The organism is Salegentibacter sediminis, from assembly GCF_002078605.1.
GTDB classification, from domain to species: domain Bacteria; phylum Bacteroidota; class Bacteroidia; order Flavobacteriales; family Flavobacteriaceae; genus Salegentibacter; species Salegentibacter sediminis.
Genome location: NZ_MSJR01000001.1, coordinates 206,459 through 230,684, shown reverse-complemented (window position 1 = coordinate 230,684; position 24,226 = coordinate 206,459). Strand labels below are relative to the sequence as shown.

The following is a 24,226-nucleotide window of genomic DNA, read 5'->3' as shown; positions in this document are numbered from 1 at the left end:
TTTCAATAATAAGAATATAAAAGAAAGATTTCCGTCTTTGCGGAGATAACCGGGTAAGTATGATTAATAAACGCCTCCTTATCAAAAATCTCCTGGCGCATAGCAATGAAAACAGCTTCTACGACAAGAAGCTGCGACTTACCATTGGGGAAAGAGAAGGAAAGGCTAAATTTTTAAAGCATGTTTGTGCTCTGGCAAACTCAAACCCTGAGAACAATTCCTATATAGTAATTGGGGTGAAAGATACTGACAACTCCATTGTAGGCGTAGACTTTTTTGACGACAGCAAAATCCAGAATCTTGTAAATGCCTATCTCCATAATCCCCCCTTGATCTCCTATGAAAATATACCGTTTCCTCACCTGCCTTCACACCTGGTGGTAGGATTGGTGACCATAAGGCCAAACCATGGTAAGTTATGCTCCCTGCAAAAGAATATCTGGAAATACTACCAGGGTCTGGTTTTTAAAAGGGAGGGCAGCATAAGTATGCCTTACACTAACAAAATTGAAATTGAGAATGTCAATTACGAAATAGTAACTTCTATAGAGAATCATTCTCATAATAATATTGAACTTACTCTTGATGGAGTTTTCGATTTTATAAATAAGCGACAGGATTTCAAAGCTACCTACAAAGTCTTTAAAGAGTATTTTGTAGTATGTTGGGCAGGAAAAGAGAAAAAAGGAAAACAAGGCACTTATTATTCAAGGGTAGATATTGAGTTAATCAATGAACAGGTGAAGCTATTTTATTCAGAATTAGATGAAGTGAGTATTACAACCACTAAAGACCAGTTTAAAATTCTGGAGTTTGTTCACCTGGGATTGCATGATAGTTTTAAATATTATCCGCTGGAAGAGGTAAGCATTAATTTTAAGGATAATATGAGTTACGAGATAGAAAGCAATCTCCTTTTTGAGCCTCCTAAATTCGACAAAAAGGTCTTATACCATATTTACAACAGCAACAACAGTCTTCTGGAAAAACTAAAAAAAGACAGACCCCTGAGCAAACAAGAAGAAAAAGATCTAATTAACCTTCCTTCAACATATCTTCTCTGCTATTTTAATAATTTTGAAAATGCAATTAATAAACTCGAAGAATCCAGGTTGCATTTAAAGAAGTACAGCCAGGAGGCTTACAATAACTACAAGGAAACCAGCAGGATTCTTAGAAAAGTAAAATACAACTAATATGGGCAGAAGTATTGCCATTGGAGATATACATGGAGGTTTAAAAGGCCTTGTCCAGCTACTTGATCGCGTAGACCTAACCCCTGATGATGAGCTTATTTTTTTGGGAGATTATGTAGACGGATGGAGCGATTCGGCTAATGTGGTTTCTTATCTCATTAAACTATCCCAACAAAACACGTGTATTTTTATTCGTGGAAATCATGACGACCTTACTTACCGCTGGCTTAAGACAGGGGAATTAAAAGAACAGTGGCTACAACACGGAGGCCAGTCAAGCATTGACGCCTACAGGAATTTTTCGGAAGAAGAGAAAAAACAGCATATAGAGTTTTATGAGCAGATGCTAAATTATTATATCGATAAGCAAAACAGACTTTTTGTACATGCCGGATTTACCAATCAGCATGGTCCGGAAACCGAATACTATGAATCAGGCTTCTATTGGGATCGAACTCTATGGGAAACAGTACTTTCTCTTGATACAAAAATCCAACCCGACGATAAGTATTATCCCAAAAGACTTCAGCTTTTTGAAGAAATCTTTATAGGCCACACCCCGGTAACCCGCATAGGAAAAAGCACACCGGTTCACAAGGCAAACGTCTGGAATATAGATACCGGTGCCGCCTTCACTGGCCCTATTTCTGCCATAGAAGTAAACACCAAGGAAATATGGCAAAGCGACCCTGTTTTTAAACTATATCCTGAGGAAAACGGTAGAAATTAAGACTTTCTTATAACAAATCCACATCTTTGAATTATATATTTGTAATTCAAGGATTTTAGCTTTTATTTGTTGGCTATTGATAAAACATAGAGTTCAGCACAATTCTTGTTGATAGAGTTATAACCAACAACATTGTAATGATGTTTGTGTAAATTATTTAGAAATGGCCCTTAGTAATGTTAGATTAGAAGTAATGCAAACCATTGAAAAGAAAGTAGATGGTTTTATTGATCAATATCTTATCCCCGTAGAAGATATATGGCAACCCACCGACCTGTTGCCTGATTTGCAAAAAGAAAATTATGCTGAAGATATAGACCAGATTCGGGAAGAGGCCAAAGAGCTTGGATACGATTTTTGGGTGGTCCTGGTAGCCGATATGGTAACCGAAGAAGCCCTTCCCACCTATGAATCCTGGTTAATGGATATGGAAGGTGTAGAGCAGCACGGAAAATCCCGGGGGGAATCGAATAGTTGGGCCAAATGGGTACGTCATTGGACGGGTGAGGAGAACCGCCACGGAGATACCTTAAACAAATACCTTTACCTTTCGGGTAGAGTGAACATGAAGGAAATTGAAAAAACCACCCAATACCTCATCAACGATGGTTTTGATATTGGTACCGGGCGCGATCCTTATCGAAACTTTGTTTATACAAGTTTCCAAGAACTGGCTACCAATATTTCTCACAAACGCGTGGGACAACTCGCCAAGAAAAAAGGCAATAAGATGCTGGCAAAGATGTGTAACATAATTGCCGGAGATGAGATGAGACATTATATGGCCTACCGCGAATTTGTAAAAACCATATTTGAACACGACCCAAGTGAAATGATGCTGGCTTTCCACGATATGATGAAGAAAAAGATCGTGATGCCCGCCCAATTCATACGGGAAAGTGGCGAAGGTATCGCCTCAGCATTTGAGAATTTCTCCAATGCAGCTCAAAGGCTTGGCGTTTACACCACTGAAGATTATATCAATATTTTAAAGACCCTTAACAATTACTGGGAAATCGATAAAATGCGGGGCCTTACCGATGAGGCTCAAAAAGCCCGGGATTATTTAATGAAATTACCAGACAGGATGACCCGTATTGCCGATAGAATGGCAATACCCGAAGATCAGCACAAATTCAAATGGGTGGAGCCAAACGGAACGCTTTAAAAAACCTGAAAACATAATACTATAAACCGCTTAAATTACTTAAGCGGTTTTTTTAGTACCATACTTAAAGAAGTTTATTCCTAATATTGCAATACACTTGCATCTTAGTATGAACAATTCTTCAAATACGCTGCTGGTTATTCTGGCTTTCTTTTCTATCTATTTCATCTGGGGCTCTACCTACCTTTTGAATAAGATCGCGGTTACCGAATTGCCTCCATTTATGTTAGCTTCTGTTAGGTTTATCACCGCCGGATTACTGATCTTTCTCATTTGCAAAATCCTGAAAATAAGTTTAGCTATTACCAGAAGACAATTGACCAATACTATTATTGCCGGGTTCCTATTTCTCGCCTTTGGAAACGGCGTGGTGGTCTGGGCCCTTAAATATGTAGACAGTGGTTTTGCCGCTTTGGAAATTTCAGCACAACCCCTGGTGGTCCTTATAATGATGAGGGTTTTTCAGGGAAAAAAGATCCTTCCTATGTCTATGGTGGGTGTAGTATTAGGTGTTATCGGAATTTATCTCCTGGTTAGTCAAAACCAGATCACTAATCAGGAAAATTCCTGGTTGGGAGTGGGGATGATTTTTCTCTGCCTGCTTAGCTGGTCTTATGGGAGCCTTTTTGTAGGGACGGCAAATTTACCAACCAATCATTTTGTTAATACCGCTTACCAGATGGTCAGTGGCGGGCTTATCTTACTCCTGGGAAGTCTGGCCTTCGGAGAGAGTTGGAGCTGGCCTACTATGTGGACTGACCCCACACGATATTCGATGTTACTGCTTATTATCTTTGGAAGTATTGTGGCCTTTACCGCCTTCAATTATTTATTAAAAGTGGTTTCTCCGGAAAAAGTAGCGACCTCAACCTACGTCAATCCCGTAATAGCTATTTTTCTTGGGTGGTATTTTCTAAATGAACAGATTACAATACAGGCTGTTTTGGCCGCTATCGTACTGCTCACCGGAGTTTACTTTATAAATACCAGAAAAAAACTGGTTATGTTTTCAAGATTTTCACCACGATTTGGTAAAAAACTAAACCAATAAGTCTTAATTTGTCCGCAAAATTCACTCAAAAATGTACTCCCAAATCCTGAATCATATTTCAAGAGATATTTCGCTAACCGCTTCAGAGAAAGAGGAATTTACAGGGATACTTTCAGAAAAAAACATATTAAAAAAGGAATTCCTCATCCAGCCTGGAGACAAGGTAGATTCAGAATATTATGTGGTGAAAGGCTGCCTTAAGGCGTTTTACCGCGACCAAACCGGCGAAGATCACATTATCCAATTTGCTATAGAAGACTGGTGGATGAGTGATTTTGAAGCATTTTTTAAAGACACCCCCGCCGCACTATATGTAGAAGCAATTGAAGATTCGATTTTGCTCAAATTAGACAAAACTGCCCTTGAAATGCTCTACCAGCGCATTCCAAAATTTGAACGCTTCTTCAGGTTAAAGATCACCAATGCCTTTGTAGCCTTGAGAACCCGCATTCTTTCTTCTCTTCAGAAAACGGGAAAAGAGCGCTATCTGGAATTCTGCCAAACCTATCCGAAGATCGAGAAAAGAGTACCCAACTATCACATTGCAAATTATCTCGGACTAAAACCCGAAAGCCTGAGCCGTATTCGCAGAGAATTACAATAGCTTAACAGTTTTTAACCCATTTGGTTAACATACATCAAGTAATCTAATGTATTACAGGGCTTAAATTTGCACTCATTAGAATGACGGAAATAATTTTCTTCATTTCTGCTGAACCTTTATTTCAAAAGGTCTAGAAACTGAAATTTTAATTTAAATAATCAACATAATGAGCAAGAAACAAGCTTTATTAGAACCTTATAATCTGAATGGCCTTGAATTACCAAACCGAGTAGTAATGGCTCCCATGACCAGAAGTCGGGCCACAAATCCCGAGCATAAACCTACGGGAGAACTTCAGGGAGAATATTATAAACAACGCGCCAGTGCCGGACTCATCATTGCCGAAGGCTCTCAAATCTCAAAGCAAGCCGTTGGTTATGTAAATACCCCGGGAATCTATTCTCAGGAACAGGTTGAAGGCTGGAAAGAAGTTACCGGGAAAGTACACGAAGCCAATGGCCGTATTTTTCTTCAGCTGTGGCATGTAGGGAGAATGTCTCACCCCGATTTCCATAACGGGGAATTGCCTCTAGCTCCTTCAGCAATAAACCCAAATGCTCAATCTTTTACACCCGAAGGGTTTAAGGATACTGTAACCCCAAAGGAAATGAGTATCGAGGAGATCAAAGAGACTGTTCAGGATTATAAAAATGCGGCTAAAAATGCTATGGATGCCGGTTTTGATGGAATTGAAATCCATTCTTCTAATGGCTATTTGCTTCATCAGTTCTTTAATGGAACCTCCAACCATCGTACCGACGAATATGGCGGAAGTATTGAAAACAGAGCAAAAATTCTGTTTGAAGTGATTGAGGCTATAAAAGAAGTGATGCCGGAAAACAAAATAGGTCTGCGCCTGAATCCTTCTCTAAATGGAATTTTCGGAATGACCATGGATGAGGAAACCATTCCTACCTTCGATTATATCATCAAAAAACTAAATGATTATGATCTGGCTTATTTGCATTTATCTGAGCCATTTAATGATGTTTCCGATATCCCTTATGCTGAAACCGAGATCGCTAAACGCTACCGCCCCATGTATAATGGTACGATCATTATCAATGCAGGCTTTAACCAGGAAAGTGGAAATAAAGTAATTGAAGAAGGTAACGCCGATCTGGTCGCTTTCGGAAAACCATTTATTTCAAATCCCGATCTTGTGGAGCGTTTCGAACAAAATGTGTCTTTAAGTGAATATGATGAGGATACTTTTTATACCCCCGGAAAAGAAGGTTATCTGGACTATGAAGCAAAAACAGAAAGAGCTGAAGTTTTAAAATAAACTAAGACTCTTCTTTAAATGAAAAAATCCCGCGAGCTGCGGGATTTTTTTATTTAAAGATTCTGAGTCAGAAACTTAAAGATCAAATTTAATACCTTGTGCCAATGGCAGCTCGGTAGTATAATTGATCGTATTGGTTTGGCGTCTCATATAGATCTTCCAGGCATCCGATCCGCTTTCACGGCCACCACCGGTTTCTTTTTCACCACCAAAGGCACCACCAATTTCAGCTCCTGAAGTTCCTATATTCACATTGGCAATTCCACAATCTGAACCTTCTACGGAAAGGAATCTTTCGGCTTCTCTCAGGTTATTGGTCATAATTGCTGAAGAAAGTCCTTGCACCACCCCATTCTGAAGCTCAAGTGCATTCATCACATCCCCTGAATATTTCATAATATAAAGCACCGGTGCAAAAGTTTCGTGCTGTACGATCTCAAAATGATTCTCAGCTTCGGCAATTGCCGGTTTAACATAGCAACCACTTTCATAGCCTTCACCTTCCAGCACTCCGCCTTCCACGAGAATTTTTCCTCCTTCTTCTACCACTTTATCGAGAGCGTGCTGGTAATTTTTTACCGCATCCTTATCGATAAGAGGCCCCACGTGGTTGTTTTCATCCAGTGGATTTCCAATTCGAAGTTGTTGGTATGCCGTTGCGATCGCATCTTTCACCTTATCATAAATAGATTCGTGAATAATAAGTCTTCGGGTAGAAGTACAGCGTTGGCCGCAGGTTCCTACTGCGCCAAATACAGCTCCAATTACTGTATTCTTGATATCTGCATCTGGGGTTACGATTATGGCGTTATTTCCACCTAATTCGAGAAGGGATTTCCCAAGTCTCGCAGCAACGGCCTGGGCTACTATTTTTCCCATTCGTATAGATCCCGTTGCCGAAATTAAAGGCACACGTTTATCATTGGTCATCATCTCTCCTACACGATAATCTCCGGTTATTAAAGATGAAATTCCTGCAGGCACATTGTTCTCCTCAAAAACTCTGGCTGCGATATTTTGGCAGGCAACAGAAGTAAGCGGAGTCTTCTCCGATCCTTTCCAGATACAGGCATCTCCACAAACCCAGGCTAAAGCTGTGTTCCAGGACCATACCGCTACCGGGAAGTTAAAGGCCGATATTATTCCTACCACACCAAGCGGGTGGTATTGTTCGTACATTCTATGCCCCGGCCGCTCTGAATGCATGGTAAGGCCGTGCAACTGCCGGGATAGTCCTACGGCAAAGTCACAGATATCAATCATTTCCTGAACTTCTCCCAGACCTTCCTGGTAAGATTTTCCCATTTCATAGGAAACCAGTTTACCCAGAGGTGCTTTAAGGCGACGTAGTTCATCATTAAATTGTCTTACCACTTCCCCTCGTTGCGGTGCAGGCCAGGTTCTCCATTCCTTAAAACCTTTTGTGGCAGTTTCTATTACCTTTTCGTAATCTTCCTTAGTGGTAGCTTTCACTTTCCCAATAAGCGCTCCATCAACTGGAGAATAGGATTCTATAATTTCCCCGTTACTAAAAAAGTCTGTGCCGGTAGATGTACCGTTATTGACATCACTTAATCCTAAGTCTTTCAGGGCTTGTTTAATCCCAAATTTTTCTGCTATTTCACTCATTAATCCTTAAATTTTAGTCTGTTCTTTTGTGTGTTCTTTGCGAAAATAATAAAAATAAAGTGCTAATCCTCATTAGAAGTAAAACGCTTGTCTACCGGCATCACTTCCCCGCAATTATTACAGGTTCTTAAATCTTTGTTTCCATAGAAATGCTTAAAATGCTTTAAAAAATCGGTTTCTATATCGTTAAGCTGAAAATAAACCTCGTAAAGCTTATTATTACAGTTATCGCAATACCAAAGTAATCCGTCCTTTGCGTCAGGATCGGTTCTTTTTCGTTCTACCACCAAGCCAATGCTATTTTCATGTCTTTCGGGAGAGTGGGGTACTTTTCCAGGATGCAGGTACATATCTCCGGGACCAAGCTTCATGGTCTTCTTTTTTCCGTCTTCCTGAATATGCACTTCTATCTCCCCCTCCAGCTGATAGAATAACTCTTCGGTTTCGTTATAGTGATAATCCTTACGTGCATTCGGGCCGGCCACGATCATCACAATATAATCTTCAGATTCGCGGTAAAGGTTTCGGTTGCCAACAGGTGGCTTCAGACTTTCCCGGTTCTGTTCAATCCATTTATTCAGGTTAAAAGGTTTATTTACCGCCATAATTTAGTTTTTGCAAGCTTAAAATTACGCAATCTCCCTCACAAAGCCGATCGATTATTTTCTTTTTTAAGGTATAAGCTTGCTCCTTCCTGTTTGAATTCTACTTGCTTCATGAGTCCCTTGCTGGCGGACTGGCGCAAAATTTATTATCTTCGGAATAAAATAACCAACAACGATGAAAAAAATATTTCTATTACTCAGTTTATCTCTGTTTTTTGCCTGTAATTCTTCAGAAGAAAAAGAATTACCAGAAGAAGTTTCCGAAGAAGAACTAAGCACCGAGCCCACCGATAACTTTGGAATCGTAATTCACGGAGGTGCCGGAACCATAGTAAAGGAAAATATGACCGATTCTCTGGAAAAGGCCTACAAAGACAAACTGGAGGAAGCGATTAGGCGTGGCCACGAGATCCTTGCCAATGGAGGTACAGCCATGGAAGCCGTACAGCGCACCATAAATATCATGGAAGATTCTCCGCTTTTCAATGCGGGAAAAGGGGCTGTTTTCACCAATGCTGAAACCAACGAACTTGACGCATCTATAATGGACGGAAAAACGCTGAACGCCGGGGCCGTGGCCGGAGTCACCACCGTTAAAAACCCGATAAACCTTGCCTGGGAAGTGATGGAGAATTCAGAACACGTAATGATGGCCGGGAAAGGCGCCGAGCTTTTTGCCGAAGAACGCGGGATGGAAATTGTTGACCCTGAGTATTTTTATACAGAAAACCGATTTCAAAGTCTTCAACGTTTAAAGGAAAGAGATGCTGAAAAAACCGAGCTGGATCACGACCAGAGTGCAGCTTTTGTAGATCCATTTATCAAGGATTCCAAATATGGTACCGTGGGTTGCGTAGCCCTGGATAAAGATGGGAATCTTGCAGCGGGTACCTCCACTGGAGGTATGACCAATAAAAAATGGGGACGTATTGGCGATGCTCCCATAATTGGTGCAGGGACTTATGCCAATAATAAAACCTGTGCGGTTTCGGCCACAGGTTGGGGTGAATTTTTTATTCGTGGAGTGGTAGCTCACGATATTTCGGCCTTGATGCAATACAAAAGACTTAGCCTGAAAGATGCTGCAGCCGAAGTGATTCAGAATAAAATTCCAGATCTTGGAGGGAATGGCGGAATAATCGCGATTGATTTTCAGGGAAATATTGCAATGGAATTCAATACCGCAGGAATGTATAGAGCACATATGAATAAAAACGGAGACCTGGAAATTGGTATTTACGGCGAGGAATAGCTTTCCTGTGAAATAAGAACATCAGAAATATTATTAGCCCCATTTACAGAATTGTAAATGGGGTTTTTTTATGAAAAATATGATATAAAAAAATTTAACATCTTTTTAGGTTTCGATTAGTTCGGTTTTTTCCGAACTAATCTTATTTTTGCAGGCTCAAAATCATTGGATGAACAAAGCACAGTTAGAAAAAAAGAAACATCGGCTGGTTGAAAAACTTGGTGTACAGCTCGAGAAAGAACATCAGCTGGCTCCGGTTGCCGCCAGGATTTTCGCCACCGTTATCATGAGTGGAAAGCTAGGAATTACCTTTGACCAGTTGGTAAAAGATCTCCAGGCAGGAAAGAGTACCGTTTCTTCCCATCTGGAAAACCTGCAGGTGAGTAATCGTATTGAATATTATACAAAACCGGGCGATCGTAAACGCTATTTTATAGTGAACCCGCAGCTCATGAAAAGCTATATTAACGAACTCACTACCAAATGGGAGGCTCAAAGATTGGTGCACCAGGAGGTTTTGGATTTTAAACGTTTGTCCAACGAAATAAATAAAGATACAATCGAGACACAATTTGACCTTGAATTTCAACAGAGCCTGTTAACTTTCTTCGAGGAGGCCTCTGAAGCCCTTGAAAAATTAAAATCAAGACTTAAATCTCAAGATAAATTAAAATAACAATCACAGCACGCATGAAAAAATTAATCTATTTCAGTTTTATTATCAGTACTCTGATTTTTATTTCCTGCAAAAATGGGGAGGCTAATCAAAAACAAACTCAGGGGGCCATGCCTTACCCTGTGATTGAAGTACCAACAAAAACGCTTACAGGTCATACCACCTATCCGGTTAGCATTGAAGGAACTGTAAATAGCGCGGTAAGGGCTAAAGTAACGGGTTATATTACTGCTGTTTTGGTAGATGCGGGCGAAAAAGTTAGAAAAGGCCAAAGTCTTTTCAAATTAGAAACACAATCTCTAAGTCAGGACGCCGGAGCCGCTCAAGCCAATATAAATGCCGCCCAGGTGGAAGTGGATAAATTAAAACCCCTGGTTGAAAAGAACATTATTAGTCCGGTACAGCTTGAAACAGCCAAGGCACGGCTTGCCCAGGCTAAAGCCAATTACAAAAGCATCGCGGCTAATATTGATTATGCAACTATTAAAAGTCCGGTAGATGGTTATATAGGCTCCATAGCCTTTAGGGAAGGAGCTTTAATAAGCCCCGGTGATCCCAACCCGCTCACCCGGGTTTCAAATACAGAGGAAGTATTTGCCTTCTTTTCCATGAATGAAAGAGAGTACCTGGACTTTCTCAAAAATACTGAAGGTGCAAATACTTCAGAAAAATTAAAGAATTTTCCACCGGTAGAGCTGGAACTTATTAATGGAGACATCTATGAAGAAACCGGAACCATTGAAACAGTTTCAGGACAGATAGATCCAGCCACAGGTACCGTAAGTTTCCGGGCAAAATTCCCTAATCCCAACGGAATACTTTCCAATGGAAGCAGCGGAAAAATCAGGATCCCTAAGACCTATAAAAATGTTCCTGTAATTCCGGAAGTCTCCACTTTCGAACAACAGGGAATGGTATATGCCTATAAAGTGGAAAATGACAGTTTAGCGATTTCAACGGTAATTGAAGTTAAGGACAGGCTTAATAATTTAATCGTTGTTTCATCTGGCCTAAACGAAGGTGATGTTATAGTGGCCAAAGGAGTTGGCAAACTGCGCAATAACACCCCGATAAAACCCCAACCGGTTCCTTTTGATAGTATAGCCAATACCTTAGAACCCGTATTTAAATAAAAAAATATGTTAAGAACATTTATAGACAGGCCGGTTTTATCTACGGTTATTTCCATAATAATTTTGATTCTGGGGTTTTTGGCAATAAACTCTCTGCCAGTTACCCAATATCCAGATATTGCTCCTGCTACTGTTCAGGTGAGGGCCAATTATCCTGGCGCCAATGCCGAAACAGTGCTTGAAAGTGTCATTATTCCAATAGAGGAGCAAATTAATGGAGTAGAGGATATGGATTATATCACCTCTACAGCCAGTAACAATGGTAGTGGTACCATCAACGTATTTTTTAAAGAAGGAGTAAATCCCGATATCGCAGCAGTAAACGTGCAAAACAGGGTAGCTCGTGCAACGCCTTTATTGCCACGTGAGGTTGCTCAGGCCGGGGTTATTACTCAGAAACAGCAAACCAGTGCCCTTATGTTTCTCACGGTTAATTCTGAAAATGAGAAATATGATGCTACTTTTATACAAAACTATCTAAACATTAACGTACTCCCTGAATTACAACGTATTAACGGGGTAGGTAATGTCAATATTTTTGGAGCCAAAACCTATGCAATGCGGATTTGGCTGCAACCCGAAAAACTTCAGGCTTATAACCTCATTCCTGCTGATGTTACAGCAGCGATCAATGAACAAAGCCTTGAGGCTGCCGCCGGGGCTATAGGCCAGAACAATGCCCAGGCCTTTGAATATGTGATAAAATACGGAGGACGGTTTAAAACAGCCCAGCAGTATGAAGATATCATCATAAAAGCAATGGATAACGGAAGGTTCCTGCGTGTAAAAGATGTAGCCCAGGTAGAATTGGATGCTCAGGGATATAATGCAATTGCTAACGCCAATGGGAAGCCGGGAGTTAGTATGGGTATTTACCAAACCGCAGGTTCCAACGCCCAGGAAATCATTGAAGAAATCCATGAGAAAATGGACCAATTGGAAAAAGATTTTCCGACTGGCATGGCCTATTTTGTGAATTTCGATACCAATGAATTTCTCAATGCCTCTATTAACAAGGTGGCAATTACCTTGCTCGAGGCCTTCCTCCTTGTATTTCTGGTTGTATTTATCTTCCTGCAGGATTTCAGATCTACCCTAATTCCTGCTATTGCAGTACCGGTATCCATAATCGGAACATTCTTTTTTCTAAGCTTATTTGGTTATTCTATTAACCTTCTTACCCTCTTTGCTTTGGTACTTGCAATTGGTATTGTGGTAGACGATGCCATTGTGGTAGTTGAAGCAGTGCATGCAAAAATGGAGGAGGGAGCGAAAAATGCAAAACAAGCGACCTATAAAGCAATGGATGAGATTGCCGGGGCGATTATCTCCATTACCCTTGTAATGGGTGCCGTTTTTATTCCAGTGACATTTATTACCGGACCCACAGGGGTTTTCTATGAGCAGTTTGGTGTTACTCTTATGGTGGCTATCGCAATTTCTGCGATTAACGCATTGACTCTCAGCCCTGCTCTTTGCGCTATTTTCTTAAAACCTGAACACGAAAAAGGAAAGAAAAGAGGCTTTTTAAATCGTTTCTTTACCGCTTTTAATACTGGATTTCAAGTAACCACAAAGCGATATGTAAGCTCACTAAGGTTTCTTTTTAAACATAAATGGATTACGGCAGCCATCCTGGTAGTTTCAATAATTGGAATTTTCCTTGCCTCCTCTGCTACTCCTACCGGTTTTGTACCTGATGAAGACAGAGGTATTGTATTTACTAATATCGAACTCCCACCCGGCGCTTCTCTTGATAGAACCGTAGAGGTTACTCAGGAGCTTAGAGAACTTGCTAAAGATATTCCGGGAGTTAGTGAAATCACCATGGTAAACGGATATAGTCTAATTGGTGGTGCCGGAAGTAATTTTGGGCTCGGATTTATAAAGCTTGATCCATGGGAGGAACGTGAAGGTGATGATCAAACTATAGATGCAATTACCGCGCAACTGTTTCAGCGGGCAGCGGCAATAAGTGATGCCAACATACTTTTCTTTGCACCACCAAGTATACCAGGATTCGGAGCTTCTTCTGGATTTGAATTACAGGTACTGGATCGCTCCGGTGGTTCCTTCACCGAATTGGATGAAGCCACTAAAAATTATTTGACAGAACTCACACAGCGACCTGAAATTCTATATGCGAATTCTTCTTTCAACACCAATTATCCGCAGTATGAAATTGAGCTGAATGTCCCGAAGGCTAAGGAAGCCGGGGTGAACATCAGCAGTATATTTTCAACACTACAGGGCTATATTGGAAGTATATATGCAGCCGATTTCTCCCGCTACGGAAAACAATACCGGGTTTATGTACAGGCCCTGCCGGAAGACCGGGCTAAAGCTTCAGATCTTAATTCTTTATTTGTCAGAAATGATCAGGGACAAATGGCCCCGATAACCGAATTCGTGAATCTTAAAAGAGTATACGGGCCCCAATCGGTTACCAGGTTCAATCTCTTCAATTCAGCCAGTGTTAATGGTGCTGCCGCACCTGGATATTCTTCGGGGGATGCCATTGCTGCTGTTCAGGAGGTAGGTAACGGTGCTCTTCCGGCCAATTTTGATATCGGTTTCTCCGGTTTAACCCGTGAAGAAATTTCGGCTGGGAATCAAACAACTTTCATTTTCCTGTTAAGCATATTATTTGTGTACTTCATTCTTGCAGCGCAATACGAAAGTTATCTATTACCTCTTTCGGTGCTTTTCTCACTGCCTGTTGGAGTAATGGGCGCGTATGTTTCAACATACTTTACCGGCCTGGAGAATAATATTTACTTCCAGATCGCCCTTATTATGCTTCTGGGATTATTAGCTAAGAATGCCATCCTGATCGTAGAGTTCGCTATACAACGGCGCAGAGCGGGAGTACCGCTTGCCGAGGCTGCATTTGATGCGGCTAAGGTAAGGCTTAGGCCAATTCTTATGACCTCCTTTGCCTTCATTATAGGCCTATTACCGCTGGTATTCGCGGGTGGAACAGGGGCTGCAGGAAACCGATCTATTGGTACGGGAGCCGTAGGTGGATTGCTGATAGGTACTGTTTTAGGAGTTTTTGTAATCCCAATTCTTTTTATCCTGTTCCAGTGGCTTCAGGAAAAGGCCACAGGAGAGCCTCAGAAAGCTGAAGAAAATAACAATAACTCTTTGCAAAAAGATCAATAATGAAAAGACTTAAACTATATAGCCTTTTGGCGGGGATCACCCCATTACTTTTAATGTCCTGCTTTGTTGCAAAAGATTATGAACGTCCTGAAATTGAAGAAGTAAATGAAAATCTTTACAGGACAGATGCAATTTCTCAGGACAGTCTCAATATGGCCGATATCGCATGGGATGAGGTTTTCGCTGATTCAATGCTAAGGAAATATATTGCCAATGGCCTCGAAAACAATATTGACATTAGGCGGGCCATCCAACAAATGCTTATGGCCGAAGCTTATGTAAAACAAGGAAAAGCAGGATATTTTCCCAGCTTGAATGTAGGCGCAAACCTAAACCACCAGATTCTTTCAAAAAACAGTCAGTTTGGTAGCTTTTTCGATGGCAGCATTACCCAGTATGATGTTACAGGGAATCTTTCGTGGGAAGCCGATATTTGGGGTAAAATAAGGAGTAATGAAAGAGCGTTTCAGGCTTCTTATCTTCAAAGTGCAGCTGCGCATAAAGCCGTACAAACTAGACTAATAGCCAATATTGCTTCTACGTATTATCAGCTTTTAAGCCTTGACGCACAAAAAGAGATCACAGAAGAAACCATAGCAAACAGGCAGCGTAGCCTGGAAACAACCAAAGCCCTGAAAGAGGCAGGAAATCTTACCGAAGTTGGTGTACAACAAACCCAGGCCCAGTTGTACACAGCACAAGCTCTCCTTATTGATATCAATAACCAGATAAGATTACTTGAAAACAGTTTTTCAATTTTACTGGGAGAAGGGCCACAAAGCATTGAGCGTAGCCAACTTGAGGATCAGGATATCAATACTCCATTAAACACCGGAGTGCCGGCACAACTTCTTAGAAATCGGCCCGATGTTATTGCGGCAGAATATAATTTGGTGAATGCCTTTGAGCTTACTAATGTCGCCAGAAGCAATTTTTATCCTTCCTTAAGTTTTTCTGCGACGGGTGGTTTCCAAAGCCTGGAACTCGATCAATTATTCAATGCAAATTCTCTTTTTGCAAACCTGGCCAGCTCATTAATGCAACCGGTTTTAAATGGAAGAAAGATTAGAACGCAGTTTGAAGTAGCCGAAGCCCAACAGGAAGATGCCCTGTTAAATTTTAAACAGGCAATCCTTAATGCAGGTAAAGAAGTTTCAGATGCTTTATACAATTATGAAGCAAGCAGCGAGAAAATAAAAGTTCTTAACCAGGAATATGGGGCCTATGCCAGAGCTACAGAATATTCAGAAGAACTTTTAAATAATGGTTTCGCAAATTACCTGGAAGTTTTAACAGCAAGAGAAAATGCCTTGAATTCGCAATTAAACCTCATCAATGCAAGATACAGCCAGCTACAGGCCATGGTAGATCTTTACAGAGCCCTTGGTGGCGGTTGGCAATAATCTGTTTTATTAGTTGTTGGTGAACCAGCCCGGGGAAACCCGGGTTGGTTTTTTTTTGGAAGTTATGTTTTGGCACCTAAACCGACTAAGCTAAAAATTTTTTAAATTTATAGGAAAACAAGACTATGAAAAGCAGTTTCAATGATATCATAAATGGCGACCAACCGGTACTGGTAGACTTTTTTGCTGACTGGTGTGGCCCTTGCAAAATGTTGGCCCCGATTCTAAAAGACGTGAAAGCCGAATTGGGAGACCAGGTGAAAATTGTGAAAATAGATGTTGATCGTAACCAGGAACTAGCGGCGAAATACCAGGTAAGAGGCGTTCCTACCATGATTCTCTATAAAAACGGGAAACAACTCTGGCGCCAATCGGGTGTATTACAAAAACATCAAATTACTGAAGTGATTAAATCACATTCTTAAAAACCCACCCGGGATTAAATATTCCGGGTTTTTTATAACTCCTAATTTATTTAATCTCCTCTTTTACAAGTAACAAAGGTTACTGAAAGAAGCCCCCTTCTGCAGTAATTTTGCAGCATGAATATCTTTTAAAGATACGAGACAATAAAATTGGTTTTTTACTCTGTATACCAGATAATTACACTAAAATTTTAAAAATATGACGATAAATTACCCTATATCATTTAACATTAACGAGCAACAGCTTTTAAAAAAGACGCTAAGGCAACTTGCATTCTGGGGAATAGCATACTCCCTTTTATTTTTCACTATACATTTACATACCATATCAATTTTCGAGATCTTTTTAGCCGATCTGGAAAGCTCTGCCGCGACCCTGCCTCTTATTGTTATGTTTTCGGTATTGCTTTTTAGTCCTTTTTTAGGTTTAGTTGATATTCTTTTGGAAAAAGATAAGTTCAAAAATTATTCCCTTGGCCTTAATGCCTTAACCGCTGGCGCCCTTTATACTGGCTTGCTAATGGGAGCTATTAGTCTGGTAAGGTTATATTTATTGAGCTTCGGGAGAAATAATTTTTTAAATGAAATTAGCTTAAATCTACTAACACAGCATTGGAATTACTACTTTATGATCTTAGGTGTTCATACCGGTTTTATGAGCCTCATTATTGGATTTGTAAACCAACTAAGCAAGAGGTTTGGACCTGGGATGCTTCTCCCGTTTTTTTCAGGAAAATATAAATATCCAAGAGAAGAAGAGCGAATATTTATGTTTTTGGACCTTAGTTGTTCTACCAAACTTGCTGAGCAACTTGGCCATATTAAATACTCTGCACTAATAAAAGATAGTTTTCTGGATATTGATAAAATGGTGAAAAAATATAACGCTGAAGTCTACCAATATGTAGGAGATGAAGTGGTTCTTAGCTGGCCAGTAGAAAAAGCAAAAAACCTGGAGTATATTGATTTCTTCTGTGGAGTGGAGGAGCTTTTTAGGGAAAAACAGGATTACTATATAAATAATTATAACATAGCGCCGGTATTTAAGGCCGGAGTTCACCTCGGTAAGGTTACCGCCGTGGAGGTTGGTGACCTTAAAAAAGATATCGCCTACCATGGAGACACCCTTAATGTTGCAGCCAGATTAGAGGGTTTATGCAAAGTTCATTCTCAACCTCTCTTAATCTCTGAAGCCGTTTATAATCTGAACGATGTTGAAAAAAGGTATTATTCAACTTCCCTGGGAGCTCAATATTTAAAGGGAAGGAGTAATCCTGTAGAAGTCTTCAGCATAACAAGATCATTAAGAAAGGTTGCCGCAGCATAGTAAAATCAGAAGATGGATTTAAGAAAATTAAAATGGGAGAATTACCTTCTTGTAATTCTCCTTTTAAGCTTCGGAATTTCTTCCGCACAGCTAGATAACAGCAAAGTCTCGAAAGATAGCCTTCCCAGCACCTGGGAACTCCTTAAATACGACGGAGCCAGTGCATTTGGAGGGATGAAATACACTTATTCCAGGCCCTTACAATGGGAGAAAGACGATTTCATTACCGCTGGAGCAATTTTCGCAGGAACAGCTGCACTTTATATTTTTGACGAAGAAACCAGCGATTATTTTATTGACCAGAACGAGGAAATTCCACAATTAATTAAGGATATAGGTTGGTATTATGGAAGTCCCCAAAACAACTATGCTATAAACGGCGCGGTCTATCTATATGGGCTTTTCACTAAAAATGAAAAGGTGAGAAAAACCGGAGTTTTGCTTATCTCGGCTGCTTCTACCGCTGGATTAATACAAACGATTACAAAGACTGCCGTTGGCCGTGCAAGACCGGCAACCGGAGAAGGGAAAGCTAGTTTTGATCCATTTAGAGGTATTGGAGCTTACCATTCGTTTCCCTCGGGTCACACTATCCTCTCTTTTACTACAGCTTATGCCATCGGAAAACAATTTGACAATCCTTTTGTTAAAGCTGGAATTTATGGTTTGGGACTAATCGCCCCGGTATCCAGACTTTGGGCCGGCGCACACTGGCTTACCGATGTAGGATTGAGTCTTGCTATAAGCGTTTTGGTGGTGGACAGCATTGATAATTACTTAAATGAAGAACGTCTCTATGGCCCAAAGGAAAAAAACAGGATTAGCTGGAAATTTAACGTCGGATTGGGCAGAGTTGGACTTACCGGAACTTTTTAATTAGTTGAGCTTCCCGCCTTTGGCAGTCCACCAGGGATGCACTTCAATTTTTAATCTCTCCGATTTCACCATGGGGTCAAGCCTAGCAAGGCTATCAGCTTCCTTCTCAGTGGCCGTGTTGTAAACGGCAATACCACGAATTTCGCCATCGCTCCCAAAAGGTCCAATGAGACTCGCATAACCTTCTTCAGCCATACGGGAAAGATGGGCCAAATGCTGTTTTTGCAATTCAGCTGCCTCGGTAGAATCCTGGCTTCTGTTTTCACCTCTTTTCAGAAAAACCATATAATACTGCTGCATTAAATAAGTGGTATCGCCTTCTTCATACCTAAAGGTTTGATAGCCTCTCTCTGTAAGATCTTTTTCTACAGAATCTATATTGAATTTAGGTTTTTTTACGGCAACTTCTTCAAGTCCCGGGATACCGCGCTCCTGCTCAGGGATTTCTTTACAGGAAAAAAATAAAAATGGAAGCAGGAGTATATAAAATATTTTTTTCATTTTCTTTACCAGTTTTTATAGGGGTTTTTACTTAATTGTGAATTGTAATACTTAAGCTCTCCAGTTATTTCCTCTCCTAACCACTTTGGTTTTTGAAAAGTATCTTTTTCATTATTAAGTTCAATTTCGGCTACCACCAATCCCTCGTTTTCTCCATAGAATTCATCCACTTCAAAGGTGAAATCACCGGCTTTAATCAGATACCTGGTTTTATCTATGATGCCTGGTTTGCAAAGCTTAAAGAGGGCTTCTGCTTCTTTTTTATCGATCTCCTTTTCCCATTCAAACCTGCTAAGTCCATTTTCCTTAGATTTCCCTTTAATTGTTAAAAAAGCGGTTTCATTCGTGATCCTAAGCCTTACGGTGCGCTCGGGATCGGTGCTTAGGAAACCTTGTTTGATCTTAATTTTTTTAAACGCTTCTTTTTTATACTCTTCTGAATTCACCAGGAACTTTCTTTCGATTTCAATCATCGGCTTTCGCTATTTTCTTAATTTCGTCAGATTCTATCCTTATTTTTCCGAAGCCGTCTTCAGCAACTTTTTGCATGGCCCTGGCAATAGTATCGGGATGTATGCTCTGATATTTCTTAAGCGGACCGAACATAACAAAATTGGCCGCTTTCATCAATTGTTTCGATATAAATTCTAATGGCCGGCTTTCTGCCCGTTCTCCCCCAATTAAAGACGGCTGAAAAATATAGGTATTCTTAATCTCCTGCTCAAGTACTGCTTTTTCCATCTCCCCTTTAGTGCGATTATAGAAAAACCTACTTTTATCATCGGCACTCAAAGCTGAGATCACGAGAAAATTTTTGATTTTATTCTCCACACATAGTTTTGCCGCAGTAACCGGAATCCCATAGTCTACCTTACGGTAAATCTCCTTGTTCGGGGTCTTATTTTGTGTGGTTCCCACGCAACAAAAAACAACATCGGCATTAAATTTATCGCGATGCCTCCCCAGTTCAAACATGTCTATAAGATGTTCTTCAATCTTTGAACTCTTTATGGGGGTAGCGCTTCTGGAAAAAAGAATAATCTTATCATAGCTCTTGTCCGGAATCAGTCTTTTCAATAAAAAACTCCCGGTAAGCCCCGTAGCGCCCAATATGATTGCGGTTTTTGACATTTTTCGGGTTTTAAAGTCTTTTAAAGATACAGTTTAATTCTTTCCTGTTTCAAAAAACCTGGAATGTAAGATTAATTCTCCTGTTCACTTTAGCCTTAGTTTTAGCAGGGTCAGGTGAAGTTTCATTAAATTTACCTCGTGGAAAAGCAAATGTCGCAAAGAAAAATAATCCATATAGATATGGATGCGTTTTATGCCTCTGTGGAGCAGTTAGACAATCCCGAATTAAAGGGAAAAGCCATAGCTGTTGGCGGAAGTTCCCAACGAGGCGTAGTAGCGGCTGCAAGTTATGAAGCTCGAAAATATGGTGTGCAAAGCGCTATGAGCAGCGTAATGGCCAAACGCAATTGTCCGCATTTAATTTTTGTGAAACCCCGGTTTGAGCGTTACAGGGAAATCTCCCAGCGCATTAGAGAAATTTTTTTAGAGTATACAGATTTGGTAGAACCACTTTCGCTGGACGAGGCCTACCTGGATGTAACCGAAAACAAAAAGGGAAATCCCAGCGCGACGCTTATTGCAAGGGAAATAAGGGAGAAAATCAAGGAGAGAACCGGCTTAAATGCCTCGGCGGGGATATCCATTAACAAATTTATCGCGAAAGTTGCCAGCGATTTTAATAAGCCCAACGGCCAAAAAACGGTAAACCCGGAAGAGGTTGAAGAATTTTTAGAAGTCCTGGATATTCGTAAATTTCACGGCGTGGGAAAAGTTACCGCTGAAAAAATGTACCTGCTTGGAATTTTTACCGGGAAGGATTTAAAAACCAAAAGCCTCGATTACTTAACTGAAAAATTCGGGAAAAGTGGAGCCCATTATTATAATGTGGTTCGCGGCATTCACCTTAGTGAAGTTAAACCCAACCGGATAAGAAAATCCCTTGGAGCGGAACGGACTTTCAATGAAAATATCTCTTCAGAAATTTTTATGCTGGAAAGGTTGGAAAATATCGCTGAAGAAATAGAACGCCGGCTCACAAAGAGCAAAGTCGCCGGAAAAACCGTGACACTTAAAATCAAGTACAGCGATTTCAGCATGCAAACCCGAAGCAAAACTATTTCTTACTATATCTCGGGTAAGGAGTTAATTTTAGAAATCGCCAAAGACTTATTGTATCAGGAAAAGATGAAAAACTCGGTACGTCTACTGGGAATTTCCTTATCTAATTTAAACACCGATAAGGATAAAATTACTTCCGAAGAAAAGAAAGAGGTAGAGGTTCAGCTGAAGTTTGAATTTTAAATAAAAAGCAAAGCCACCAATTCAAAAAATTGGTGGCTTTTTAATATATAATTTATTTCAATTATTCAATTTCAGAGACTCTAAGTGTATTTACCATCCCTTTATCTGAGATCGGCATTGCTGCCAGGTTGATAGTGAAATCCCCGTGCTGTACAAAGCCATTTTCCTTGGCGATGCGGTTCACATCATCAATGGTTTCATCGGTGCTGACAAATTTTTCGTAATTAAATGCTTTCACCCCCCAAAGTAAGCTCAATTGAGCTAGAATCCGGGTATTTGAGGTAAAAACAAGGATATGTGATTCGGGCCTCCATGAAGAAATCTGGAATGCGGTATACCCACTATTGGTGAGGGTACAAATAGCCTTAGCCTTGATCTCGTTGGCCATATGCGCGGCGTGATAACATACAGATTTTGTGATATATCGTTTGGTGCGAATATGCGGCGGATCATGAGGCACTTTAATAAGCGGTGAATTCTCCACGCTCTCCAGGATCTGGGTCATTTTCTCAATAACCTGTACGGGATATTGCCCCACCGAGGTTTCTCCACTAAGCATCACCGCATCGGCTCCATCCATTACGGAGTTGGCCACATCGTTCACCTCCGCCCGGGTTGGGGTAAGGCTTGTGATCATGGTTTCCATCATTTGGGTGGCGATAATTACCGGTATCCTTGCTTTTTTGGCGGTTAGCACCAATTTCTTCTGAATAAGAGGAACCTCCTGTGCGGGAATTTCTACGCCCAGGTCACCCCGTGCTACCATCAAGCCATCGCAATAAGCAACAATCTTTTCGATGTTAGCCACACCTTCAGGTTTTTCGATCTTCGCAACGATTGGGATCTTATATTGGCTATGTTCCTTTATTAAATTCTGAAGTTCTATCAAATCTTCGGCGTGACGCACAAAGGAAAGAGCCATCCAATCTACCTGCATTTCACAAGCGAATTTGGCATCCTTAACATCTTTTTCGGTTAAAGCAGGAAGAGAGATATTGGTATTAGGAAGATTTACCCCTTTCTTAGATCTTAAAGGTCCCCCCTGGATAACTTTTGTTACCACTTCATCTTTCTTGTTGGTTGAAATTACCTCAAAGATTAGTTTACCATCATCAAGAAGTATACGCTCTCCTGCCTGTACATCGCGAGGAAAAGTATCATAATTCATGTAAACACGTTGCGCCGTGCCTTTAAATTCTTTCCCGGTAGCAAAAATGATCTCGTCTCCTTCAGAAACAACCACTTCATCTTTCATAACACCTACCCTAAGTTTTGGGCCCTGTAAATCGGCAAGAATAGCGGCGTTATAACCTTTTTCTTTATTGAGTTCCCTAATCATGGCGATACGCTCCTTAACATCATTGTAATCGGCGTGGGAAAAATTTATTCTGAACACGTTTACTCCAGCCTGGAGCATTTTATTTAGGATTTCTTTAGAACTTGTTGCTGGCCCTAAGGTAGCAACGATTTTTGTTTTCTTATTTGTTGGCATTACTCAAAAATTAAATTTTGTTTAGATTTTAATTGCTCGACATCAATTTTGTGCACTGCAATCACCTGTGGAATCTGGCTAATTATATTAACCAGCTTATTAAAATGTTGATCGGGCATATCTTCTTCTATTTTCAGAAAAAAATCTACCTTTTTGTATTCGGGAATAAGGTTTAGTTCCAGCGGTCTTACCTCGTCTTCTGCAAATAAAGAACCCGTATTCAGGACTTTTGAGGCCTGGCCTTTAAATTTATTGGCCACCAGGTTATAGCTGTGAAAGTTTTTAGGATCTTTAAAAGTAAATCTAGCATAGCAGGCCTGAACATTTTGATGTAGGAAATCTACATCTTCCCTTTCTCTCTTTAAGCCCAGTTTTAAATGCTTATTAAGCAAAAAGGCCATTCTAAAATCCTCTACGGAACAATAAATAGCAAGGAGCTTAAAGAGGTCTTCTTCTACCTCGTCCAACATCATTTTATGCGCCTGCATAAGTCTTCTACTTTCTGGATAAAGATAAAATAAGAATAAGAATAATGAAGCTTAACGGCAGAAAAATTTCACAATTTTCTACGAAAACGTTATAGCTCAAAGCAATTCTCTGAAATTACGAGATAATATTTTGAAGTGCATAATATGCCCTTTTGGAAGCTTTCTCTTCCGCCTTCTTTTTTGATGTTGCTCTGGCCTTGGCTACCACCCTGTCATCAATACGGAGTTTAACAGCAAAATGTTTGGTCTCATCGTTTCCCGTATCCTCATAAATTTCGTAATCGAACTCCTTTTTCTCCTTTTGGCACCATTCTATCAAAAGACTTTTATAACTAATCACTCTTCCTTCCAACTGTTCTATATCCACATAAGGATCTATAACCCGTTGGTAGATAAAGCGTTTACAGTATTTATATCCCCGATCAAGGTAGATTGCACCTATTAATGCTTCAAATAGATTCCCGTGAATATTTACCCCGAATTGATCTACCGGAATATTGGTTTTTACGTGCTCAATAAGATCCAGGTCTCTTCCCAATTCATTAAGGTGCTTTCGACTAACTACTTTAGAGCGCATCTTGGTGAGGTAACCTTCGTTTCCACCGGGAACGGCTTTAAAAAGATGGGAAGCTATAACCGCGCTAAGTATAGCGTCCCCGAGAAATTCCAGTCTTTCAAAGCTAATCGCATTTCCCTTCTCGTCCTTTATATTTAGTGAGCGGTGTGTAAAAGCTTTACGGTAATGCGCCAGGTTCTTAGGTTTAAAGCCCAGAATCTGGGTTAGGGCCATAAAAAAATTCCCGTCTTTAGAAGATCGGGAATTTAATATGTTTCGGATAACGCTCAT

The 24,226-nt window shown here is 40.4% G+C and carries 23 protein-coding genes; 15 read left to right on the top strand and 8 right to left on the bottom strand.

What is annotated here, in order from left to right; all coding sequences use genetic code 11:
* Positions 1 to 59 precede the first annotated feature (59 nt).
* From BUW93_RS01085 to BUW93_RS01060, 6 genes are all read left to right on the top strand, one after another.
* On the top strand, positions 60 to 1,196 hold the full coding sequence (locus BUW93_RS01085) for an ATP-binding protein (RefSeq protein WP_081208345.1): 1,137 nt from the start codon (positions 60 to 62) through the stop codon (positions 1,194 to 1,196).
* A gap of 1 nt (position 1,197) precedes the next feature.
* A complete protein-coding gene (locus BUW93_RS01080) occupies positions 1,198 to 1,926 on the top strand; it encodes a metallophosphoesterase family protein (protein WP_081208343.1) in 729 nt (242 codons plus the stop codon).
* A 163-nt stretch (positions 1,927 to 2,089) separates the two neighbouring features.
* A complete protein-coding gene (locus BUW93_RS01075; protein WP_081208341.1) occupies positions 2,090 to 3,094 on the top strand; it encodes an acyl-ACP desaturase in 1,005 nt (334 codons plus the stop codon).
* 109 nt (positions 3,095 to 3,203) lie between these two features.
* Positions 3,204 to 4,145 carry an EamA family transporter gene (locus BUW93_RS01070; RefSeq protein WP_081208340.1) on the top strand — a complete coding sequence of 314 codons (942 nt, stop codon included), beginning with the start codon at positions 3,204 to 3,206 and terminating at the stop codon, positions 4,143 to 4,145.
* 31 nt (positions 4,146 to 4,176) lie between these two features.
* Positions 4,177 to 4,749, top strand: coding sequence for a Crp/Fnr family transcriptional regulator (locus BUW93_RS01065; protein ID WP_081208338.1), 573 nt, complete (start codon positions 4,177 to 4,179; stop codon positions 4,747 to 4,749).
* Positions 4,750 to 4,915: 166 nt separating this feature from the next.
* Positions 4,916 to 6,034: an alkene reductase gene (locus BUW93_RS01060; protein WP_081208336.1), complete on the top strand. Its 1,119-nt coding sequence runs from the start codon at positions 4,916 to 4,918 to the stop codon at positions 6,032 to 6,034.
* 75 nt (positions 6,035 to 6,109) lie between these two features.
* On the opposite strand, the gene amaB is transcribed toward BUW93_RS01060, so the two are convergent.
* Both amaB and BUW93_RS01050 read right to left on the bottom strand, forming a co-directional pair.
* Complete coding sequence (gene amaB, locus BUW93_RS01055; protein WP_081208334.1) at positions 6,110 to 7,663, bottom strand: L-piperidine-6-carboxylate dehydrogenase; 1,554 nt, start codon at positions 7,661 to 7,663, stop codon at positions 6,110 to 6,112.
* 62 nt (positions 7,664 to 7,725) lie between these two features.
* Positions 7,726 to 8,268, bottom strand: coding sequence for a 3-hydroxyanthranilate 3,4-dioxygenase (locus tag BUW93_RS01050; protein WP_081208332.1), 543 nt, complete (start codon positions 8,266 to 8,268; stop codon positions 7,726 to 7,728).
* 175 nt (positions 8,269 to 8,443) lie between these two features.
* Here BUW93_RS01050 and BUW93_RS01045 point away from each other — a divergent pair, with 175 nt between their 5' ends.
* The 8 genes from BUW93_RS01045 (at position 8,444) to BUW93_RS01010 (ending at position 18,525) form a co-directional block, all read left to right on the top strand.
* Positions 8,444 to 9,520: an isoaspartyl peptidase/L-asparaginase family protein gene (locus tag BUW93_RS01045; RefSeq protein WP_081208330.1), complete on the top strand. Its 1,077-nt coding sequence runs from the start codon at positions 8,444 to 8,446 to the stop codon at positions 9,518 to 9,520.
* Positions 9,521 to 9,689: 169 nt separating this feature from the next.
* Complete coding sequence (locus BUW93_RS01040; protein WP_081208328.1) at positions 9,690 to 10,196, top strand: GbsR/MarR family transcriptional regulator; 507 nt, start codon at positions 9,690 to 9,692, stop codon at positions 10,194 to 10,196.
* A 14-nt stretch (positions 10,197 to 10,210) separates the two neighbouring features.
* The gene (locus tag BUW93_RS01035; RefSeq protein WP_081208326.1) at positions 10,211 to 11,329 is read left to right on the top strand and encodes an efflux RND transporter periplasmic adaptor subunit; all 1,119 of its coding nucleotides are present in this window, start codon (positions 10,211 to 10,213) and stop codon (positions 11,327 to 11,329) included.
* Positions 11,330 to 11,335: 6 nt separating this feature from the next.
* Positions 11,336 to 14,494, top strand: a complete 3,159-nt coding sequence (locus tag BUW93_RS01030; protein ID WP_081208324.1) for an efflux RND transporter permease subunit — start codon at positions 11,336 to 11,338, stop codon at positions 14,492 to 14,494.
* Complete coding sequence (locus BUW93_RS01025) at positions 14,494 to 15,897, top strand: efflux transporter outer membrane subunit (RefSeq protein WP_081208322.1); 1,404 nt, start codon at positions 14,494 to 14,496, stop codon at positions 15,895 to 15,897. The genes BUW93_RS01030 and BUW93_RS01025 overlap by 1 nt, the downstream gene beginning before the upstream one ends.
* A 125-nt stretch (positions 15,898 to 16,022) precedes the next feature.
* On the top strand, positions 16,023 to 16,322 hold the full coding sequence (gene trxA, locus BUW93_RS01020) for a thioredoxin (protein ID WP_081208320.1): 300 nt from the start codon (positions 16,023 to 16,025) through the stop codon (positions 16,320 to 16,322).
* Between the two features lie 199 nt (positions 16,323 to 16,521).
* Positions 16,522 to 17,649: an adenylate/guanylate cyclase domain-containing protein gene (locus BUW93_RS01015; protein WP_081208318.1), complete on the top strand. Its 1,128-nt coding sequence runs from the start codon at positions 16,522 to 16,524 to the stop codon at positions 17,647 to 17,649.
* Positions 17,650 to 17,661: 12 nt separating this feature from the next.
* A complete protein-coding gene (locus tag BUW93_RS01010; RefSeq protein WP_081208316.1) occupies positions 17,662 to 18,525 on the top strand; it encodes a phosphatase PAP2 family protein in 864 nt (287 codons plus the stop codon).
* Here BUW93_RS01010 and BUW93_RS01005 read toward each other — a convergent pair whose 3' ends face one another.
* Genes BUW93_RS01005 through BUW93_RS00995 form a run of 3 tightly spaced genes read right to left on the bottom strand, consistent with a single transcriptional unit; the run spans position 18,526 to position 20,157 of the window.
* The gene (locus BUW93_RS01005) at positions 18,526 to 19,026 is read right to left on the bottom strand and encodes a YciI family protein (RefSeq protein ID WP_081208314.1); all 501 of its coding nucleotides are present in this window, start codon (positions 19,024 to 19,026) and stop codon (positions 18,526 to 18,528) included.
* A gap of 5 nt (positions 19,027 to 19,031) precedes the next feature.
* The gene (locus tag BUW93_RS01000) at positions 19,032 to 19,499 is read right to left on the bottom strand and encodes a CYTH domain-containing protein (RefSeq protein WP_081208312.1); all 468 of its coding nucleotides are present in this window, start codon (positions 19,497 to 19,499) and stop codon (positions 19,032 to 19,034) included.
* Positions 19,492 to 20,157, bottom strand: coding sequence for an NAD-dependent epimerase/dehydratase family protein (locus tag BUW93_RS00995; RefSeq protein ID WP_081208310.1), 666 nt, complete (start codon positions 20,155 to 20,157; stop codon positions 19,492 to 19,494). The genes BUW93_RS01000 and BUW93_RS00995 overlap by 8 nt, the downstream gene beginning before the upstream one ends.
* Positions 20,158 to 20,307: 150 nt before the next feature.
* Here BUW93_RS00995 and dinB point away from each other — a divergent pair, with 150 nt between their 5' ends.
* On the top strand, positions 20,308 to 21,399 hold the full coding sequence (gene dinB / locus BUW93_RS00990; protein ID WP_081208308.1) for a DNA polymerase IV: 1,092 nt from the start codon (positions 20,308 to 20,310) through the stop codon (positions 21,397 to 21,399).
* Positions 21,400 to 21,460: 61 nt separating this feature from the next.
* Here dinB and pyk read toward each other — a convergent pair whose 3' ends face one another.
* The 3 genes from pyk to rnc all read right to left on the bottom strand — a co-directional run bounded on the left by pyk (position 21,461) and on the right by rnc (position 24,226).
* Positions 21,461 to 22,891 carry a pyruvate kinase gene (pyk, locus tag BUW93_RS00985; protein WP_081208306.1) on the bottom strand — a complete coding sequence of 477 codons (1,431 nt, stop codon included), beginning with the start codon at positions 22,889 to 22,891 and terminating at the stop codon, positions 21,461 to 21,463.
* Complete coding sequence (locus tag BUW93_RS00980) at positions 22,891 to 23,379, bottom strand: IPExxxVDY family protein (protein WP_081208304.1); 489 nt, start codon at positions 23,377 to 23,379, stop codon at positions 22,891 to 22,893. The genes pyk and BUW93_RS00980 overlap by 1 nt, the downstream gene beginning before the upstream one ends.
* A gap of 115 nt (positions 23,380 to 23,494) precedes the next feature.
* The gene (gene rnc, locus BUW93_RS00975) at positions 23,495 to 24,226 is read right to left on the bottom strand and encodes a ribonuclease III (RefSeq protein ID WP_081208302.1); all 732 of its coding nucleotides are present in this window, start codon (positions 24,224 to 24,226) and stop codon (positions 23,495 to 23,497) included.

What these genes read in the sequence shown, in the direction of transcription:
- trxA (WP_081208320.1), top strand. Translation starts at nt 16,023, where the DNA reads ATGAAAAGCAGTTTCAATGATATCATAAATGGCGACCAACCGGTACTG.
- amaB (WP_081208334.1), bottom strand. Translation starts at nt 7,663, where the DNA reads ATGAGTGAAATAGCAGAAAAATTTGGGATTAAACAAGCCCTGAAAGAC.
- dinB (WP_081208308.1), top strand. Translation starts at nt 20,308, where the DNA reads ATGTCGCAAAGAAAAATAATCCATATAGATATGGATGCGTTTTATGCC.
- BUW93_RS01045 (WP_081208330.1), top strand. Translation starts at nt 8,444, where the DNA reads ATGAAAAAAATATTTCTATTACTCAGTTTATCTCTGTTTTTTGCCTGT.
- BUW93_RS00995 (WP_081208310.1), bottom strand. Translation starts at nt 20,157, where the DNA reads ATGTCAAAAACCGCAATCATATTGGGCGCTACGGGGCTTACCGGGAGT.
- BUW93_RS01035 (WP_081208326.1), top strand. Translation starts at nt 10,211, where the DNA reads ATGAAAAAATTAATCTATTTCAGTTTTATTATCAGTACTCTGATTTTT.
- BUW93_RS01085 (WP_081208345.1), top strand. Translation starts at nt 60, where the DNA reads ATGATTAATAAACGCCTCCTTATCAAAAATCTCCTGGCGCATAGCAAT.
- BUW93_RS01015 (WP_081208318.1), top strand. Translation starts at nt 16,522, where the DNA reads ATGACGATAAATTACCCTATATCATTTAACATTAACGAGCAACAGCTT.
- BUW93_RS01005 (WP_081208314.1), bottom strand. Translation starts at nt 19,026, where the DNA reads ATGAAAAAAATATTTTATATACTCCTGCTTCCATTTTTATTTTTTTCC.
- BUW93_RS01030 (WP_081208324.1), top strand. Translation starts at nt 11,336, where the DNA reads ATGTTAAGAACATTTATAGACAGGCCGGTTTTATCTACGGTTATTTCC.
- pyk (WP_081208306.1), bottom strand. Translation starts at nt 22,891, where the DNA reads ATGCCAACAAATAAGAAAACAAAAATCGTTGCTACCTTAGGGCCAGCA.
- BUW93_RS01080 (WP_081208343.1), top strand. Translation starts at nt 1,198, where the DNA reads ATGGGCAGAAGTATTGCCATTGGAGATATACATGGAGGTTTAAAAGGC.
- BUW93_RS01040 (WP_081208328.1), top strand. Translation starts at nt 9,690, where the DNA reads ATGAACAAAGCACAGTTAGAAAAAAAGAAACATCGGCTGGTTGAAAAA.
- BUW93_RS01075 (WP_081208341.1), top strand. Translation starts at nt 2,090, where the DNA reads ATGGCCCTTAGTAATGTTAGATTAGAAGTAATGCAAACCATTGAAAAG.
- BUW93_RS01000 (WP_081208312.1), bottom strand. Translation starts at nt 19,499, where the DNA reads ATGATTGAAATCGAAAGAAAGTTCCTGGTGAATTCAGAAGAGTATAAA.
- BUW93_RS00980 (WP_081208304.1), bottom strand. Translation starts at nt 23,379, where the DNA reads ATGCAGGCGCATAAAATGATGTTGGACGAGGTAGAAGAAGACCTCTTT.
- BUW93_RS01025 (WP_081208322.1), top strand. Translation starts at nt 14,494, where the DNA reads ATGAAAAGACTTAAACTATATAGCCTTTTGGCGGGGATCACCCCATTA.
- BUW93_RS01060 (WP_081208336.1), top strand. Translation starts at nt 4,916, where the DNA reads ATGAGCAAGAAACAAGCTTTATTAGAACCTTATAATCTGAATGGCCTT.
- BUW93_RS01050 (WP_081208332.1), bottom strand. Translation starts at nt 8,268, where the DNA reads ATGGCGGTAAATAAACCTTTTAACCTGAATAAATGGATTGAACAGAAC.
- BUW93_RS01065 (WP_081208338.1), top strand. Translation starts at nt 4,177, where the DNA reads ATGTACTCCCAAATCCTGAATCATATTTCAAGAGATATTTCGCTAACC.
- rnc (WP_081208302.1), bottom strand. Translation starts at nt 24,226, where the DNA reads ATGAGCGTTATCCGAAACATATTAAATTCCCGATCTTCTAAAGACGGG.
- BUW93_RS01010 (WP_081208316.1), top strand. Translation starts at nt 17,662, where the DNA reads ATGGATTTAAGAAAATTAAAATGGGAGAATTACCTTCTTGTAATTCTC.
- BUW93_RS01070 (WP_081208340.1), top strand. Translation starts at nt 3,204, where the DNA reads ATGAACAATTCTTCAAATACGCTGCTGGTTATTCTGGCTTTCTTTTCT.